11 protein-coding genes are annotated in these 14,459 nt (G+C 73.5%); 5 read left to right on the top strand and 6 right to left on the bottom strand.

Annotated features, from left to right (window positions below; translation table 11 throughout):
• Positions 1-41: 41 nt before the first annotated feature.
• On the top strand, positions 42-1,568 hold the full coding sequence (amaB, locus tag ACFYE1_RS03070; protein ID WP_387739821.1) for an L-piperidine-6-carboxylate dehydrogenase: 1,527 nt from the start codon (positions 42-44) through the stop codon (positions 1,566-1,568).
• Here the strand turns inward: amaB and ACFYE1_RS03065 are convergent.
• Complete coding sequence (locus ACFYE1_RS03065; RefSeq protein WP_387739819.1) at positions 1,555-1,683, bottom strand: pentapeptide repeat-containing protein; 129 nt, start codon at positions 1,681-1,683, stop codon at positions 1,555-1,557. The two genes, amaB and ACFYE1_RS03065, sit on opposite strands and share 14 nt — an antisense overlap.
• A gap of 178 nt (positions 1,684-1,861) precedes the next feature.
• Here ACFYE1_RS03065 and ACFYE1_RS03060 point away from each other — a divergent pair, with 178 nt between their 5' ends.
• Both ACFYE1_RS03060 and ACFYE1_RS03055 read left to right on the top strand, forming a co-directional pair.
• Entirely contained in the window at positions 1,862-2,434 is a 573-nt protein-coding gene (locus ACFYE1_RS03060; protein WP_387739817.1) for an RNA polymerase sigma factor, read from the top strand.
• Positions 2,431-3,063: a methylated-DNA--[protein]-cysteine S-methyltransferase gene (locus ACFYE1_RS03055; RefSeq protein ID WP_387739815.1), complete on the top strand. Its 633-nt coding sequence runs from the start codon at positions 2,431-2,433 to the stop codon at positions 3,061-3,063. Before ACFYE1_RS03060 ends, ACFYE1_RS03055 begins: the two co-directional genes overlap by 4 nt.
• A gap of 142 nt (positions 3,064-3,205) precedes the next feature.
• On the opposite strand, the gene ACFYE1_RS03050 is transcribed toward ACFYE1_RS03055, so the two are convergent.
• Positions 3,206-4,657, bottom strand: a complete 1,452-nt coding sequence (locus tag ACFYE1_RS03050) for an amidase (protein WP_387739813.1) — start codon at positions 4,655-4,657, stop codon at positions 3,206-3,208.
• Between the two features lie 133 nt (positions 4,658-4,790).
• Between ACFYE1_RS03050 and ACFYE1_RS03045 the strand changes: the two genes are divergently transcribed.
• The gene (locus tag ACFYE1_RS03045; protein ID WP_387739811.1) at positions 4,791-6,575 is read left to right on the top strand and encodes an N-acetylglutaminylglutamine amidotransferase; all 1,785 of its coding nucleotides are present in this window, start codon (positions 4,791-4,793) and stop codon (positions 6,573-6,575) included.
• Positions 6,576-6,668: 93 nt separating this feature from the next.
• On the opposite strand, the gene ACFYE1_RS03040 is transcribed toward ACFYE1_RS03045, so the two are convergent.
• From ACFYE1_RS03040 to ACFYE1_RS03025, 4 genes are all read right to left on the bottom strand, one after another.
• The gene (locus tag ACFYE1_RS03040; RefSeq protein WP_387739808.1) at positions 6,669-9,227 is read right to left on the bottom strand and encodes an MMPL family transporter; all 2,559 of its coding nucleotides are present in this window, start codon (positions 9,225-9,227) and stop codon (positions 6,669-6,671) included.
• Between the two features lie 103 nt (positions 9,228-9,330).
• Positions 9,331-9,993 carry a TetR/AcrR family transcriptional regulator gene (locus ACFYE1_RS03035; protein WP_387739806.1) on the bottom strand — a complete coding sequence of 221 codons (663 nt, stop codon included), beginning with the start codon at positions 9,991-9,993 and terminating at the stop codon, positions 9,331-9,333.
• 63 nt (positions 9,994-10,056) lie between these two features.
• Positions 10,057-10,767: an alpha/beta hydrolase gene (locus tag ACFYE1_RS03030; protein ID WP_387739805.1), complete on the bottom strand. Its 711-nt coding sequence runs from the start codon at positions 10,765-10,767 to the stop codon at positions 10,057-10,059.
• Between the two features lie 289 nt (positions 10,768-11,056).
• Complete coding sequence (locus ACFYE1_RS03025; RefSeq protein ID WP_387739803.1) at positions 11,057-12,802, bottom strand: PucR family transcriptional regulator; 1,746 nt, start codon at positions 12,800-12,802, stop codon at positions 11,057-11,059.
• A 136-nt stretch (positions 12,803-12,938) separates the two neighbouring features.
• On the opposite strand from ACFYE1_RS03025, the gene ACFYE1_RS03020 reads away from it, so the two are divergent.
• Positions 12,939-14,456, top strand: a complete 1,518-nt coding sequence (locus tag ACFYE1_RS03020) for a CoA-acylating methylmalonate-semialdehyde dehydrogenase (protein ID WP_387739801.1) — start codon at positions 12,939-12,941, stop codon at positions 14,454-14,456.
• Positions 14,457-14,459 lie beyond the last annotated feature (3 nt).

Here is a 14,459-nt window from a genome sequence, read left to right as displayed (position 1 = left end):
CGACACCACCGGACAGCACCACACCACCAGGAGAAGCAGCAATGTCCCAGACCCTGCAGAACACCGCCCTCGCCGCCGACGTCCACCGCGCCCTCCGCGCCTGCGGGGTCGACGTCGACGGGCTCACCGGGGGTCTCGAGGCCCGCAGCCCCCTCACCGGTGAGGTGCTGGTCACCCTGCCGCCGGCCTCCGAGGAGGACGTCACCGCAGCCGTCGGCCGCGCCGCCGAGGCGTTCCCCGCCTGGCGCGACGTCCCGGCCCCGGTGCGCGGCAACGTGGTCAAGCGGTGGGGCGAGCTGCTCACCGAGCACAAGGGGGACCTCGCCGTGCTCGTGCAGGCCGAGGCCGGCAAGATCACCTCCGAGGCCCTGGGCGAGGTCCAGGAGATGATCGACATCTGCGACTTCGCCGTCGGCCAGTCCCGCATGCTCTACGGGAGGACCATGCCCTCCGAGCGCCCCGGGCACCGGCTCATGGAGACCTGGCACCCGCTGGGCGTCGTGGGCGTCATCTCTGCCTTCAACTTCCCGGTGGCCGTCCACTCCTGGAACACGGCCCTCGCCCTGGTGTGCGGGGACACCGTCGTGTGGAAGCCCTCCGAGACGGCTGTCCTCTGCGCCCTCGGCACCGACGCGCTGCTGCGCCGTGCCGTCGAGGACTGCGATGCCCCGGCCGGGATCCACGAGCTGGTGCTCGCCGGCCGCGAGGGCGGACAGAGCCTCGTGGACGACCCCCGGGTGGCGCTGGTCTCGGCCACCGGGTCGGTGCGGATGGGCCGCGAGGTGGCCCCGCGCGTGGCCGCCCGCTTCGGCCGCTGCCTGCTCGAGCTCGGCGGCAACAACGCCGCGATCGTCGCGCCCAGCGCCGACCTCGACCTCGCCCTGCGAGGCGTCGTGTTCTCCGCCGTGGGCACGGCGGGTCAGCGCTGCACCACCCTGCGGCGCCTGATCGTGCACGAGTCCGTCGTGGACGCCCTCACCGAGAAGCTGATCCAGGCCTACGGCACCCTCAGCATCGGGGACCCCCGGGAGGCCACGAACCTGGTCGGACCGCTCATCGACGAGAGCAGCTACGAGGCCATGCAGCAGGCCCTCGGTTCGGCCGAGGCGCAGGGCGGCACCGTCCTGACCGGCGGCGAGCGGGTGCTGGCCGAGGAGCGCCCAGAGGCCTTCTACGTCCGGCCGGCCCTGGTGCGGATGCCCGCGCAGACGGCGGTGGTGCAGGAGGAGACCTTCGCCCCGATCCTCTACGTGCTCACCTACTCGGAGCTCGCTGAGGCGATCGAGCTGCAGAACGGCGTGCCGCAGGGGCTGTCCTCCGCCATCTTCACCGACGACCAGCTCGAGGCCGAGCGGTTCCTCTCCTCGGCCGGCTCCGACTGCGGCATCGCCAACGTCAACATCGGGACCTCCGGCGCGGAGATCGGCGGGGCGTTCGGCGGCGAGAAGGAGACCGGCGGCGGCCGGGAGTCCGGCTCCGACTCGTGGAAGGCCTACATGCGCCAGGCCACCAACACCGTCAACTACTCCGGTGAGCTGCCGCTCGCCCAGGGCGTCACGTTCCTCTGACCCGACCGCCCGCACCCGGCAGGTCTGCACCCGGCAGGTCTGCACCCGGCAGGTCTGCACCCGGCAGGTCTGCACCCGGCAGGTCTGCACCGGCCGGCCGGGTGCGCAGGACCATGCGGCTGCGCGGGAAGGCCCTGGTGCACTGAGCTCACCGGCACCCGTGGTGGCGCAGGGACCACCGGTGCGCCGGGACCCCTCGGCGCACCGCGCGTGGCCGGACCGGGTCCGCGAGGATGGGAGGGCGCCCTGCGTCGCGACCTCACGTTTCCGCAGGCGCAGCCGTCTACGGGGTGATGGAGACGAAACAGCCTTTCGAGACCGTGGTGACCCGGCACGGCCCCGTCGTGTGGCGGGTCTGCCGGGCCGTGCTGAGCACCCACGCCGACGCCGAGGACGCGTGGTCGGAGACGTTCCTGGCCGCCCTGCGGGCGTATCCGGACCTCCCGGTCACGGCGAACGTGCAGGCGTGGCTGGTGACGATCGCCCACCGCAAGGCCGTCGACGTCGTGCGGGCCCGGTCCCGGGCGGCGGTGCCCGTGGCCTCGCTCCCGGAGCCACCGGCGCACCGGGACGCCCCGGGCGAGCACGACTCCCCGCTGTGGGCCGCCGTGGCCGCCCTGCCGCCCAAGCAGCGCCACGCCGTGGCCTACCGCTACCTGGGCGGACTGCCCTACCGGCAGATCGCCCAGCTGCTGGGCGGCACCCCGGAGGCCGCCCGCCGGGCCGCCGCCGACGGCGTGGCCTCCCTCCGCAGGGCCCTCGCCGACACCCACACGCAGAACCGCACGCAGTACCGCACGAAGACCCACCCTGCGACCCACACGGAGACCCGTGCTGCGCCCGACCGGACAGGAGAGGACCGATGACGCCGACATCCCTCAGCTCATCCCTGACATCACCCCTGAGCGACCTCCGAGCCGACCCCGTGCCGGCGGGGACCGTGCTGCGCGGCCTGCACCGGCGCCTGGAGGACGGTGCCGCCGGGACCGGACTGCTCGACGTCGCGTACACGACCGTCGCCACCCCGGTGGGATTGCTGCTGCTCGCCGCCACGGAGGAGGGCCTGGTGCGGGTGGCCTACGCCAGGGAGGACCACGAGGCCGTCCTGCAGGACCTGGCACGCCGGATCAGCCCGCGGGTGCTGCGCGCCCCGGCCCGCCTGGCACCGGCCGTGCGGCAGCTCGAGGAGTACTTCGCCGGGACCCGCACCCGCTTCGACCTTCCCCTGGACCGATCGCTCTCGCACGGGTTCCGGCGCCTGGTCCAGGAGCACCTGCCCGAGATCGGCTACGGCCGCACGCAGAGCTACGGCGCGGTGGCCCGCTCGGTCGGGCGCCCACAGGCCGTGCGGGCGGTGGGCACGGCCTGCGCCACGAACCCGCTGCCGGTGGTCGTTCCGTGCCACCGCGTGCTGCGCGGCGACGGCGGCCTGGGCGGATACATCGGCGGCCTCGAGGCCAAGACGGCGCTGCTGGAGCTCGAGGCCGCGGCCTGAGGGCGCCCGGCCCGTGCCCCGCGACCCAGGAGGCGCGGCCCCGAGTGCCCGGCCCCGGCGTGCGCGGCCCCGGAGACGCGCTTCCCCGACGTGCGCAGCCCCGGAGACGCGCTCGGGGTTGGGCGAATCAGCGGCCCGGAGCTCAGAGGCGCGGCGCGACGTCCGCGTGCCGGGTGGCGTGGTCGTAGGCGCGCGCAGTCCGCAGCAGGTCGACGTCGCGCCCGTGCGCGGCGACGAGCTGCAGCCCGACCGGCAGACCGCCGGGGCTGAAGCCGCCCGGCACCGACACGGCCGGACACCCGGTGGCCGAGATCAGGCTCGCCGAGCGCATCCACTCGACATATGTCTGCATCGGCATACCGGCGACCGCGCGGGGCCAGCGCTCCTCCGACGGGAACGGCAGCACCTGGGAGGTGGGCGTCAGCAGCACGTCCCACCGGTCGAAGAACGCGCGCACCGCCTCGTGCAGGCGCGTGCGCGCCAGAGCGGCGTCCATGAGCTGCTCGGCGGTCAGCGCCATCCCCTTCTCGACGTTCCACACGACCTCCGGCTTCACGAGCTCGCGGTGCTCCGCGACCACCGTGCGCAGGTTGACGGCCATGTCGAAGGCCCGTGTCACGTCGAACACCTCGTCGGCGTCGCGCAGGTCCGGGACGGCCTCCTCGACCACGGCACCGAGCTCCTCGAACACCCGCGCCTGGGCGACCAGCGCCTCGACGACCTCCGGCTCCACGGGGACGCCGAGGCCGAAATCCGTGCTCAGCCCGATCCGGACGCCGGCGAGGGGGTGGGCCCCAGGATCGGGCGGGTCCTCCGCCGCCAGCGCCCGGAAGCCCGTCCGCGGCGCGGGGCAGTCCAGGGGGATCCGCGGATCGGGGCCGGCCAGCACGGACATGGCCAGGACGAGGTCGTCCACGCTGCGGGCGAGCGGACCGGCGCGGCCCAGCCACGCCCAGGCGTGCCCGGTCGGCGCGGAGGGCACCACCCCGGCGGAGGGCCGGAAACCGGCGATGTTGCAGAACGCGGCCGGGTTGCGCAGGGACCCGCCCATGTCGGAGCCGTCGCCCAGGGGCTGCATCCTGGACGCGATCGCCGCGGCCGCCCCGCCGCTGGACCCGCCCGCGCTGCGGTCGAGCGCCCAGGGGTTGTTCGTGGTGCCGAAGAGCTCGTTGAAGCTGTGGGAGCCCGCGGCGAACTCGGGCACGTTGTTCTTCCCAGTGCTGATCACACCGGCTGCTGCGAACCGCGCGACGATCAGGTCGTCGTGCTCCGGGACGTGCTCCGCGAACACCGGGGAGCCGGAGGTGGTGCGGATGCCGGCGGTGGCGTGGGTGTCCTTGTGCGTCATGGGCACCCCGTGCAGGGGCGGCAGCTCGTCGGCGGGCGTGACGGCGGTGAGCTCGTCGGCTCGGGCGGCGGCCTCGTACGCCTGCTCGCGGACCTGCGTGACCACGGCGTTCACGGCGGGGTTCACGGCGTCGATCCGCGCGAAGTGGGCGTCGAGCACCTCCCGCGCGCAGACCGTGCGCGCCCGGACGGCCGCGGCGAGGTCCCGGGCGGAGAGCAGACAGAGGTCGGTGGGGTCCGTGGTCATACAGGCACCGTACGGTTCCTCCAGGCCTCCCACCGGGCAACCGGCGGGAGGCCCCCGTAACATTGGAGGATGCTCTCCCTCCACGGACCATCTTTCCCGATCCCGTCCCGGCACCGGAGCGGGGTGAGCGCTGATGTGCGGTCTCGCCGGTGAGGTCCGGTTCGACGGCGCCGCCGCGGACCCGGGCACGATCCACCGCATGACGTGCGCCCAGTCCGGCCGCGGCCCGGACGGATCGGGCGCCTGGGCCCAGGGACCGGTGGCCATGGGCCACTGCCGGCTGAAGATCGTCGACCTCAGCCCCTCGGGCGGGCAGCCGATGGTCGACTCCCGGCTGGGCCTGTCGATCGTGTTCAACGGGATGATCTACAACTACCGGCAGCTGCGCGAGGAGCTGCGCGGGATGGGCTACGAGTTCTTCTCCACCTCGGACACCGAGGTCGCCCTGAAGGCCTACCACCGCTGGGGCCGGGAGTGCGTCGACCACTTCCACGGCATGTTCGCCTTCGCGGTCACCGAGCACACGAGCGGGCGCACGGTCCTGGCCCGCGACCGGCTGGGCATCAAGCCGCTCTACGTCGACCACACGGGGACGCGGCTGCGGTTCGCGTCCACGGTGCAGGCGCTGCTGGCGGCCGGGGACGTCGACACCTCGATCGACCGCACCGCCCTGTCCTACTACCTCACCTTCCACTCGGTGGTCCCGGCCCCGCGCACGGTCCTCAAGGGCGTGCGGAAGCTGCCGCCGGCGACCGTGCGCACGGTCGAGCCCGACGGCTCGGCCTCGGACCACGAGTACTGGAACCCCCAGTTCACCCGCGACGAGGACCGCTCGGGCTGGTCCGGGCAGGACTGGCAGGACGGGCTGGTCGAGAAGCTGCGCACCGCGGTGAAGCGGCGCATGGTGGCGGACGTCCCCGTGGGCGTGCTGCTGTCCGGCGGCATCGACTCGAGCCTCGTCGTCGCCCTGCTCGCGGAGAGCGGGCAGGAGGACCTGCAGACGTTCAGCATCGGCTTCGAGTCCCGGGGCGAGGAGTCCGGGGACGAGTTCGAGTTCTCGTCCCTCGTGGCCCGCCGCTTCGGCACCGACCACCACCAGATCGCGATCGACGACGCCCGCCTGGTCCCGGCGATCGACCGGACCGTCGCCGCGATGAGCGAGCCCATGATCAGCCACGACTGCGTGGCCTTCTACCTGCTCAGCGAGGAGGTCTCGAAGCACGTCAAGGTGGTGCAGTCCGGGCAGGGCGCCGACGAGGTGCTCGGCGGCTACCACTGGTACCCGCCGCTGGCCGACGTCGCGCGCGACGACGCCCGGAAGACCTACTCGGAGTCGTTCTTCGACCGGCCGTGGTCCCGGCTCGCCAAGGTCCTCTCCCCCGAGTGGATGGCCACCCACGACGCGCCGACCGCGTTCATCGAGCGCCACTTCGGCCGCCCCGGCGCGGAGACCGCCGTGGACGCAGCCCTGCGCACCGACTCCACGGTGATGCTCGTGGACGACCCCGTGAAGCGCGTCGACAACATGACCATGTCCTGGGGCCTCGAGGCGCGGGTGCCCTTCCTCGACCACGAGCTCGTCGAGTTCGCCGGGCGCGTCCCCCCGGAGCTCAAGCTCGCCGACGGCGGCAAGGGCGTGCTCAAGCGCGCGGCGCGCGGGGTCGTCCCGGACGAGGTGATAGACCGGAAGAAGGGCTACTTCCCCGTCCCGGCGATCCGCACGCTCGAAGGCGGGACCCTGGACCGGGTCGAGGCCGCCCTGACCGACCCGTCGGCGGTGCGGCGCGGGCTCTACAACTCGGAGGTCGTGGAGACCCTGCTGGCCGACCCGAACCAGCACCACACACCGCTGCGCTCCAACGTGCTGTGGCAGCTGGGCCTGCTGGAGATGTGGTTGCAGGAGAACGGCATCGCCTGACAGCACGACACCGGGCCCACGACGACGGCGCGCCCCTCCACCCGCTGCAGGTGGAGGGGCGCGCCGCTGTCACCGGGGCGTCCCGGCGACGCGTCAGTCGCGCCGGCCGGCGCCGACCAGCTCGCGCTCGGCGTCCGGGCCCGGCGCCCCGTCGCCCCAGCCGCTCGGCCCGGCGGCGTGGGCCGGGTCCTCCGGAAGGGGCGTGCGGTCGCGGCGCAGCGAGTCGCCCTCGACGTCCACGTCGGGCAGGATCCGGTCGAGCCGGCGGGGCAGCCACCAGGCCTTGTCCCCGAGCAGGTGCATGACCGCGGGGATCAGCATCATGCGCACCACGAAGGCGTCGACGAGCACGCCGAAGGCGAGGCCGAAGCCCAGGGGCCGGATCATCGCCATGTGGGAGAACATGAAGCCGGCGAAGACGGAGATCATGATGATCGCCGCGGCGGTGACCACGGCCCGGCCGGCCTGTAGCCCCTCCTGCACGGCGGCCCGCGCCGAGCGGCCGTGCACGAACGCCTCGCGCATCCCGGAGACCAGGAACAGCTGGTAGTCCATGGCCAGGCCGAACAGCACGCCCACGAGGATGGTGGGCAGGAAGCTGAGCACCGGGCCGGGCGCGTGCACGCCGAGGAGGCCGCCCAGCCAGCCCCACTGGTAGATCGCCACCACGGCGCCGAACGCGGCGAAGAGGGAGAGCATGAACCCGGCGGTCGCGACGACCGGCACGAGGATCGAGCGGAAGACGAGCACCAGCAGTGCCAGGGACAGCCCGATCACCACGGTGAGGTACAGCGGCAGCGCGTCGGCCAGGAGCTGGGAGACGTCGATGTTGCCGCCGGTCTGGCCGGTGACGCCGATGCGCACACCGTGCTCGTCCTCCAGGGCGGGGGACAGAGCCCGCAGGTCGTTGACGAGCTCCTCGGTGGACTCGGCGGCGGGGCCGTCCACGGGAGCGACCTGGAACGCGGCGGTCCGGTGGTCCTCCGAGAGCCCGGCCGGGACCACGGAGACGACGTCGTCGTCCGCCATGAGCTCCTCGCCCACGGTGAGCTGCAGATCGGCGGCGCCGGACTCGTCCGTGCCCTCCGGCAGGTCGGCGACCACGAGCAGCGGGCCGTTGGCGCCGGCGCCGAACTTCTCGTCGAGGACCTGGTAGGTGCGGTACTGGGTGGAGTCCTCGGGCTCGGAGGAGGCGTCCGGCAGGCCCAGGCGCATCGAGGCCGCCGGGAGTGCGACGACGACGAGCGCGAGCACGCCGGCCACGAGGGTCAGCACCGGGTGGCGGGTGGCCACGCCGGGGCGGGGCTCCCCGAGGTGGGCGGGCCGGCGGGCCGCGCGGGCCCGGGCGCGGGCGGACAGCAGCCGCCCGCCCACCAGGGACAGCAGCGCCGGGGTGAGGGTCACGGCGATGAGCACGGCCACGGCCACGCAGACCGCCGCCGCGGTGCCCATGACCCCCAGGAACGGGATGCCGGTGACGTTGAGCGCGGCCAGGGCGATGATGACGGTCAGCCCGGCGAACACCACCGCGTTGCCGGCGGTCCCGGTGGCCAGCCCGATGGACTCGTGCAGCTCCGTGCCGGCCAGCAGCTGCTGGCGGTGCCGGTTGAGGATGAACAGCGAGTAGTCGATGCCCACGGCCAGTCCGAGCATGACGCCCAGCATCGGGGTCACCGACATCATGTCCAGGACCCCAGAAAAGGACAGCACGCCCAGGGCACCGACGGACACGCCGGTGAGCGCCATCAGGAGGGGCAGGCCGGCGGCCACGAGGGTGCCGAGCATGACGAGCAGCACGATCCCGGCGATGACCACGCCGATGACCTCGGCGGGGCCGACGATCTGGGAGATGTCCTGGGCGATCTCCAGGGAGTACTCGACCTGCACGCCCTCGATCTCCGCGCCGTCCACGGCGGCCTGGAGGGACTCCTTCTCCTCGGCGGTGACCGCCTGCTGCTCGGCGGCGAAGGTCACCACGGCCATCGCGGTGCTCCCGTCCTCGGAGACCGTGCGGGTCTCCTCGGCGAGGGCCATCATCCGCTCGCCGCGGTCGAGCTGGGGCAGCCCGTCCGCGAGCTGCTCCCGGTTGCGCTCGAGCTCCGCGCGGCCGTCCTCGAGGGTCTCCTGGCGGTCGTCGAGCTCGTCCAGGACCTGGTCGGGGGCGTCGATCCGCTCGGCCCGCTCCCGCGCGGCGTCGAGCCTCTCCTGGTTCTCGTCGAGCGTGTCCTCGGCGGCGTCGAGCTGCGCGCGGCCGTCGGCCGCCTCCTCGCGCCCGTCCGCGAGCTGCCGCTCCTGCGCCTCGCGCTCGTCCTGGGCGGCGAACGGGTCCAGGACGCCGTCGACTCCCGGGGACTCCTCCGCCGCGGCGAGCGCGTCGCCGATCTGCTCGCGCTGGCCGGCGGCGAACGGGCCGCCGTCCTGGGTCCGGAACACGATCCGGCCGGTGCCGTGGCCGGCGTCGGGCAGCTCGGTCTGCAGGCGGTCGGCCAGCCGCTGTGTCTCGGTGCCGGGAACGGTGATCGCGTTCGTCAGCTGTCCGCCGAAGGTGGCGAAGGCGCCGCCGGCGAGGAGCAGGACCACCGCCCAGGCCGCGACCACGGCCCAGGCGCGGCGGGCGGCGAAGCGCCCGAGTCGGTACAGCAGATGTGCCATGTCTCTTCTCTGTCGGTCGTGTCAGGAACGTCGTGTCGGAAACGTCGGGTGAGCAGTGTCGTGCCGGGAATGTCGTGCCGGGCGCGCCGGGCGTGCGGGCGGGTCAGTCCGCGAAGCCGTGGCGCAGGCGGTCCACGGCGGTGCGCAGCAGCCGGTGCCAGGTCGTGCGGCTGTCCGGGGTGTCCACCGCTCCGGTCTCCTCGACCCACCGCTCGAAGGTCACGGCCAGGGCGTGGAGCAGCAGGCTCGCGAGCAGGTCCACGGTGAAGGAGGGGGCGTCGGGGACCCGGTCGGTGATCTCGGAAGCCAACCGGGCGGTGAGGGTCTGGAACACCTCATGCGCCCACATCGCGGTGATGGGGCTGTCCGCGCTCGCGCCCATGAGATGGGCGATGTGGCACATGGCAGGAACGAGCTCGGTGCGCTCGATGACGTCGGCCAGCTGCTCGAGGACAGCACCGGGGCTCGGGTCCGCGGGCGGCGGGGTGGCCTCCACGACGCGCGCGAAGTTGTCGACGAACACTCCGAGCAGCTCGCTGAAGCGTGCGTAGACGGCGTCGTCCGCGGAGGCGAAGTGGTTGAAGATCGTGCGCCGGGAGACCCCGGCCCGCTCGGCGAGGTCGTTGACCGTGAAGCGGCCCAGTCCCCGCTCCGCGGCCAGGGCCGCGGCGGCGTCGATGATGGCGCGGCGGTTGTGGTACTTCACCGCCTCCCGGCGGTCTTCCGGAGGGCGGTCCTGAGCCGGCTCGGCGGGCAGATTCGTCACACTCGTGACCATAGGTGCAATAGTGCACTGAGTGCAAAGTTGCACGGCGTGCAGTCGGTCACGTCACGGCGCCCCCGGAGCGCCGGCCCACCCCAGCGCGCCGGCCGCCTGCTCCACCATGTCCGGCGGCACGGCGTGGCCGCCGTCGAACTCGACGAACGTGACGTCGTAGCCGTCACGTTCCAGGGCGGGCACGATCCGCCTGCTGGTCCGGCCGATCGGGAGCACCTCGTCCGCGACCCCGTGGGAGACGAAGACCCGCGGTTCTCCCACCCGGTCGGCGGACGGGACGTAACCCGGGGAGAACGCCGCGATGCCGCCGAACAGGTCGCCGTTGGCGAGCCCCAGACCGAGGGCGTACGAGGCCCCGTCGGAGAACCCTGCGACGGAGATCCGCTCGGGATCGATCCGCACGAGCTCGAACGTCCGCCGCAGGGAACGGTCGAGCACGGCGACGTCGGGCCCGTAGTCACCGCCGACCGCGTCCCACGTCGAGCCGCGGGAGGCGGGGGCGAGAACGGCGAACCGGTGCTCGCCCGCCGCGTGCCGAAGCAGGTCCAGCCCGCCGCGCGCGCTGCCGCCGGCCCCGTGCAGCGACACGACGAGCGGCATGGGCCGCTCCGCCTCGGCGGGCACGTAGAGCAGCGCGTTCCGCCCGTCCGCCACGCCGAGCTCGTGCTCGCCCGGGCCGGCGGGCTCGGTGGGATCGGCCGCATCCGGACGAGCCGACAGGGAGGCGCGGCCCTGCCTCGCGCTGTCTCCGTCCGGGCTCATCCGCGTCCTCGTTCCTGTGCAGGCGGAGACCGATGCCGTCAGCCCCAGGGAAGCGGCCGCGGCGAGGAGCGCCCGCCGAGTCGTCATGCAGGCGAGGCTACGCCTGACACCCCGGTCGGCACGAGATCCCGTGGGGCACGAGTTCCCGTGGCCGGACCGTCGCCCGGGAACCGCCCGGACCATGCCGTGCCCGACCGTGCCGGCTGCCCGGCCGGCCCCCGGCATCGATCGCAGGAGCCCGGTGCCGGTGGGGCCGGGACCCCACCATGGACCGGGCTCCCCGCCGGCCTCAGGAGGCGGGTTCCGAGCCGACTGCTCGCAGCCGGTGCCAGAGCAGGGCGACATGCAGGGCGGCGCGGGACTCGGCGTCGTCCAGGGACACGCCCAGCAGGTCCTGCAGCCTGGCCAGCCGCGCGTAGAGGGCGGGGCGGCTCAGATACCCCGTGCGGGCCAGCGCGGACTTGTTGCCGCCGTGCTGGAGGTAGAGCTCCAGCAGCTCCAGGGCCGCGGCGTCCTGGCCCTCGAGCAGCGGTGCCAGCTCCGCCTCGGCGAATGCCTTGACGCGGGGATCCGTGCCCAGCAGGGTGAGCAGGCCGCGAAGCCGGACGTCGGCGAAGCGGTAGTAGGGGCGGCGGCGGATCTCCGGGCTGCCGGCGATGTCGGCGACCTGCGCCGCCTCGTCCAGCCCGGCGGCGGCCTCCAGCAGCGACTCCCGGCTGCGGCCCACACCCACGGACCACCTGGTGCCCCGCTCCCCGGACCCGGCCAGCTCGTCGCAGATGCGCTCCAGGGTCCGGTCCTCGAGCCGCCGGGCCGGCACGGCGAGCAGCACGCCCAGCGACCCGGAGTGCATGCTCGCCGCCAGCATGGACCGGCGGGCCCGGCGGACGACGTCGGCGAGCGCCTCCAGCATCGCCCGCTCCCTCAGCTGCAGGCCGGTGGGATCCTCCCCGGGAAGCCGGTCCAGCCTCACCACCACCGGAAGGTAGAAGGCGGCCCGTCCCATCCCCAGCGCCCCGGCGCGGGTGCGCGCCTCCCGCTCGGTCAGGGTGTGCGGCTGGCGCAGCTCGTGCAGGAGGCCGGACTGGGCCTGGTGCAGCAGGTCCCGCTCGTCGCGGCCGGCCATGCGCGCGATGGTCAGGGCCTGCCCGGCCCGTTCCAGCACCTGGGCGGCATCGGCGTCGTCGGGCAGCGCCGTGGGCACGACCAGCCGGCCCCACCGCCGGCCCCGGACGCCCACCGGGGTCTGCAGCCAGTCCTCCGCGTCCGCCCGCCGCCCGGTCTCCTCGCGGTAGCCGACCAGGCGCGCGCGCTCGACCCAGTCGAGCAGCAGGACGGCGGGATCCACAGGGGCGGCCTGGAAGGCCAGGACCCGGTGGGCGACGTCCTCCAGCACCACGGGAGCGGCGAGCAGCTCGGCCGTGCGGTCGACGATCCGCTGCTCGCTGGCGCTCTCGAGACTGAGCTGGGTGAAGACCTCGTGGACGCGCCGGGCCCGCTCCACCCGGGCGAGCTGCTCGCCGACCACCATCCGGTGCGCCACCTGCGTCACCCGGACGAACCGGATGGTCCGGGTCAGCAGCACCACGGGCAGGGAGCGGCCCCGCGCGGCGGCGCGGAGGACCTCGATCGCCGCTGTCGCCGGCTGCCCGTCGGCGTCGACGAGCTCGACGACGGCGCCCGCAGCTCCCGCGCTCTGCAGGTCGTCCAGGAAGCGCCTCGTCGCCCCGGGCGAGCCGCGGAAGGACTGGCCCGTGCTCAGGACGAGCTCACCACCCTCGAGCAGAGGGCCCACGTGCTCGGTGTCGGCGATGTGCACCCACCGCACCGGGGTGTCCAGCGCCTCGGCACCGCAGAGCACGTCCGGCACTCCCGTGCGGATCTCCGGCTGCTCGAGCACGGCCCGCAGGGTGACGGGACCGGTGACTGCGGCCCCGAGGCCTTCCGGCGCGCCCGGCGGCACCCGGGGCACGGGCGGCGGCACCCGGTCGCCGTCCGCAGCGCCCCCGGCAGGATCGGGCTCTCCGCTCTGCATTGACACAATGTATCGAACGTGGCGCACATCCATACACGATGTCACTGGAGGGCGGCGTCCGACCTCGTCAGGATGGACTCGACACCAGATCCGCGGGAGCTCCCCGCACCCCGTCCCCCGCACGAGAGGGCAGCGCATGCAGACCGCCACGCAGACCACCACCCGGACCGTCACCCACTGGATCAACGGTGAGCTCAGCTCCCCCGGCACGGGATCCCGCTTCGCGGACGTCACCAACCCGGCCACCGGACGGGTCACCTCGCGCGTGGCCCTGGCCTCCGCCGGCACGGTCGACGAGGCCGTCGCCGCGGCCGCCACGGCGTTCCCGGGATGGCGCGACACCTCCATCGCCCGCCGGACCCAGATCATCTTCGCCTTCCGCGAGCTGCTCAACGCCCGCAAGGGCGAGCTGGCGGAGATCATCACCGCCGAGCACGGCAAGGTCCTGGACGACGCCCTCGGCGAGGTGTCCCGCGGCCAGGACGTGGTCGAGTTCGCCTGCGGCATCCCGCAGCTGCTGAAGGGCGGCTACACCGAGAACGCCTCCACCAGGGTGGACGTCCACTCGATCCGCCAGCCGTTGGGCGTCGCGGCCATCATCTCCCCCTTCAACTTCCCCGCCATGGTGCCGATGTGGTTCTTCCCGGTCGCCGTCGCCGCCGGCAACACCGTGGTACTCAAGCCCAGCGAGAAGGATCCCACCGCAGCGATCTGGATGGCCGAGCTGTGGAAGGAAGCCGGCCTGCCGGAGGGCGTCTTCAACGTCGTGCACGGCGACAAGGAGGCCGTGGACGCGCTGCTGGACAGCCCGGACGTCTCCTCCGTCTCCTTCGTGGGCTCCACCCCGATCGCCCAGTACGTCTACGAGCGCGGCACCGCCAACGGCAAACGGGTCCAGGCCCTCGGCGGGGCCAAGAACCACATGCTGGTGCTGCCGGACGCCGACCTCGACCTCGCCGCCGACGCGGCGGTCAACGCCGGCTACGGAGCGGCCGGCGAGCGCTGCATGGCGATCTCGGCGATCGTGGCCGTGGAGTCCGTCGCCGACGAGCTGGTGGCGAAGATCGCCGAACGCACCCGCACGCTGCGCATCGGAGACGGCACCCGAGGCTGCGACATGGGACCGCTGGTCACCGCCGCCCACCGCGACAAGGTCGCGAGCTACATCGACGCCGGGGAGCGGGAGGGCGCCACCCTGGTGCTCGACGGCCGCCAGGTCGACCCGGACTCCGAGGGCGAGGGCTTCTTCCTCGACCCCACCCTGTTCGACCACGTCACCGCGGACATGTCCATCTACACCGACGAGATCTTCGGTCCCGTCCTCTCGGCGGTGCGGGTCTCCGGTTACGACGAGGGCGTGGCGCTGATCAACGACAACCCCTACGGCAACGGCACCGCGATCTTCACCAACGACGGCGGCGCCGCCCGCCGCTTCGAGAACGAGATCCAGGTCGGCATGGTCGGGATCAACGTGCCGATCCCCGTCCCGATGGCCTACTACTCGTTCGGCGGGTGGAAGAACTCGCTGTTCGGCGACACGCACGCCCACGGCGCAGAGGGCGTGCACTTCTTCACCCGCGGCAAGGTGGTGACCACCCGCTGGCTGGACCCCAGCCACGGCGGTCTCAACCTCGGCTTCCCGACCCACTCCTGAGGA

This window comes from Kocuria nitroreducens, assembly GCF_042879195.1.
In the GTDB taxonomy this organism is placed as follows: domain Bacteria; phylum Actinomycetota; class Actinomycetes; order Actinomycetales; family Micrococcaceae; genus Kocuria; species Kocuria nitroreducens.
Note: the sequence above shows the minus strand (reverse complement) of the source record. Positions and strands in the feature narration are given on the sequence as shown.

Coding starts and splice junctions, on each gene's coding strand:
- amaB (WP_387739821.1), top strand. CDS start 42: ATGTCCCAGACCCTGCAGAACACCGCCCTCGCCGCCGACGTCCACCGC.
- ACFYE1_RS03065 (WP_387739819.1), bottom strand. CDS start 1,683: ATGGTCCTGCGCACCCGGCCGGCCGGTGCAGACCTGCCGGGTGCAGAC.
- ACFYE1_RS03060 (WP_387739817.1), top strand. CDS start 1,862: ATGGAGACGAAACAGCCTTTCGAGACCGTGGTGACCCGGCACGGCCCC.
- ACFYE1_RS03055 (WP_387739815.1), top strand. CDS start 2,431: ATGACGCCGACATCCCTCAGCTCATCCCTGACATCACCCCTGAGCGAC.
- ACFYE1_RS03050 (WP_387739813.1), bottom strand. CDS start 4,657: ATGACCACGGACCCCACCGACCTCTGTCTGCTCTCCGCCCGGGACCTC.
- ACFYE1_RS03045 (WP_387739811.1), top strand. CDS start 4,791: ATGTGCGGTCTCGCCGGTGAGGTCCGGTTCGACGGCGCCGCCGCGGAC.
- ACFYE1_RS03040 (WP_387739808.1), bottom strand. CDS start 9,227: ATGGCACATCTGCTGTACCGACTCGGGCGCTTCGCCGCCCGCCGCGCC.
- ACFYE1_RS03030 (WP_387739805.1), bottom strand. CDS start 10,767: ATGAGCCCGGACGGAGACAGCGCGAGGCAGGGCCGCGCCTCCCTGTCG.
- ACFYE1_RS03025 (WP_387739803.1), bottom strand. CDS start 12,802: ATGCAGAGCGGAGAGCCCGATCCTGCCGGGGGCGCTGCGGACGGCGAC.
- ACFYE1_RS03020 (WP_387739801.1), top strand. CDS start 12,939: ATGCAGACCGCCACGCAGACCACCACCCGGACCGTCACCCACTGGATC.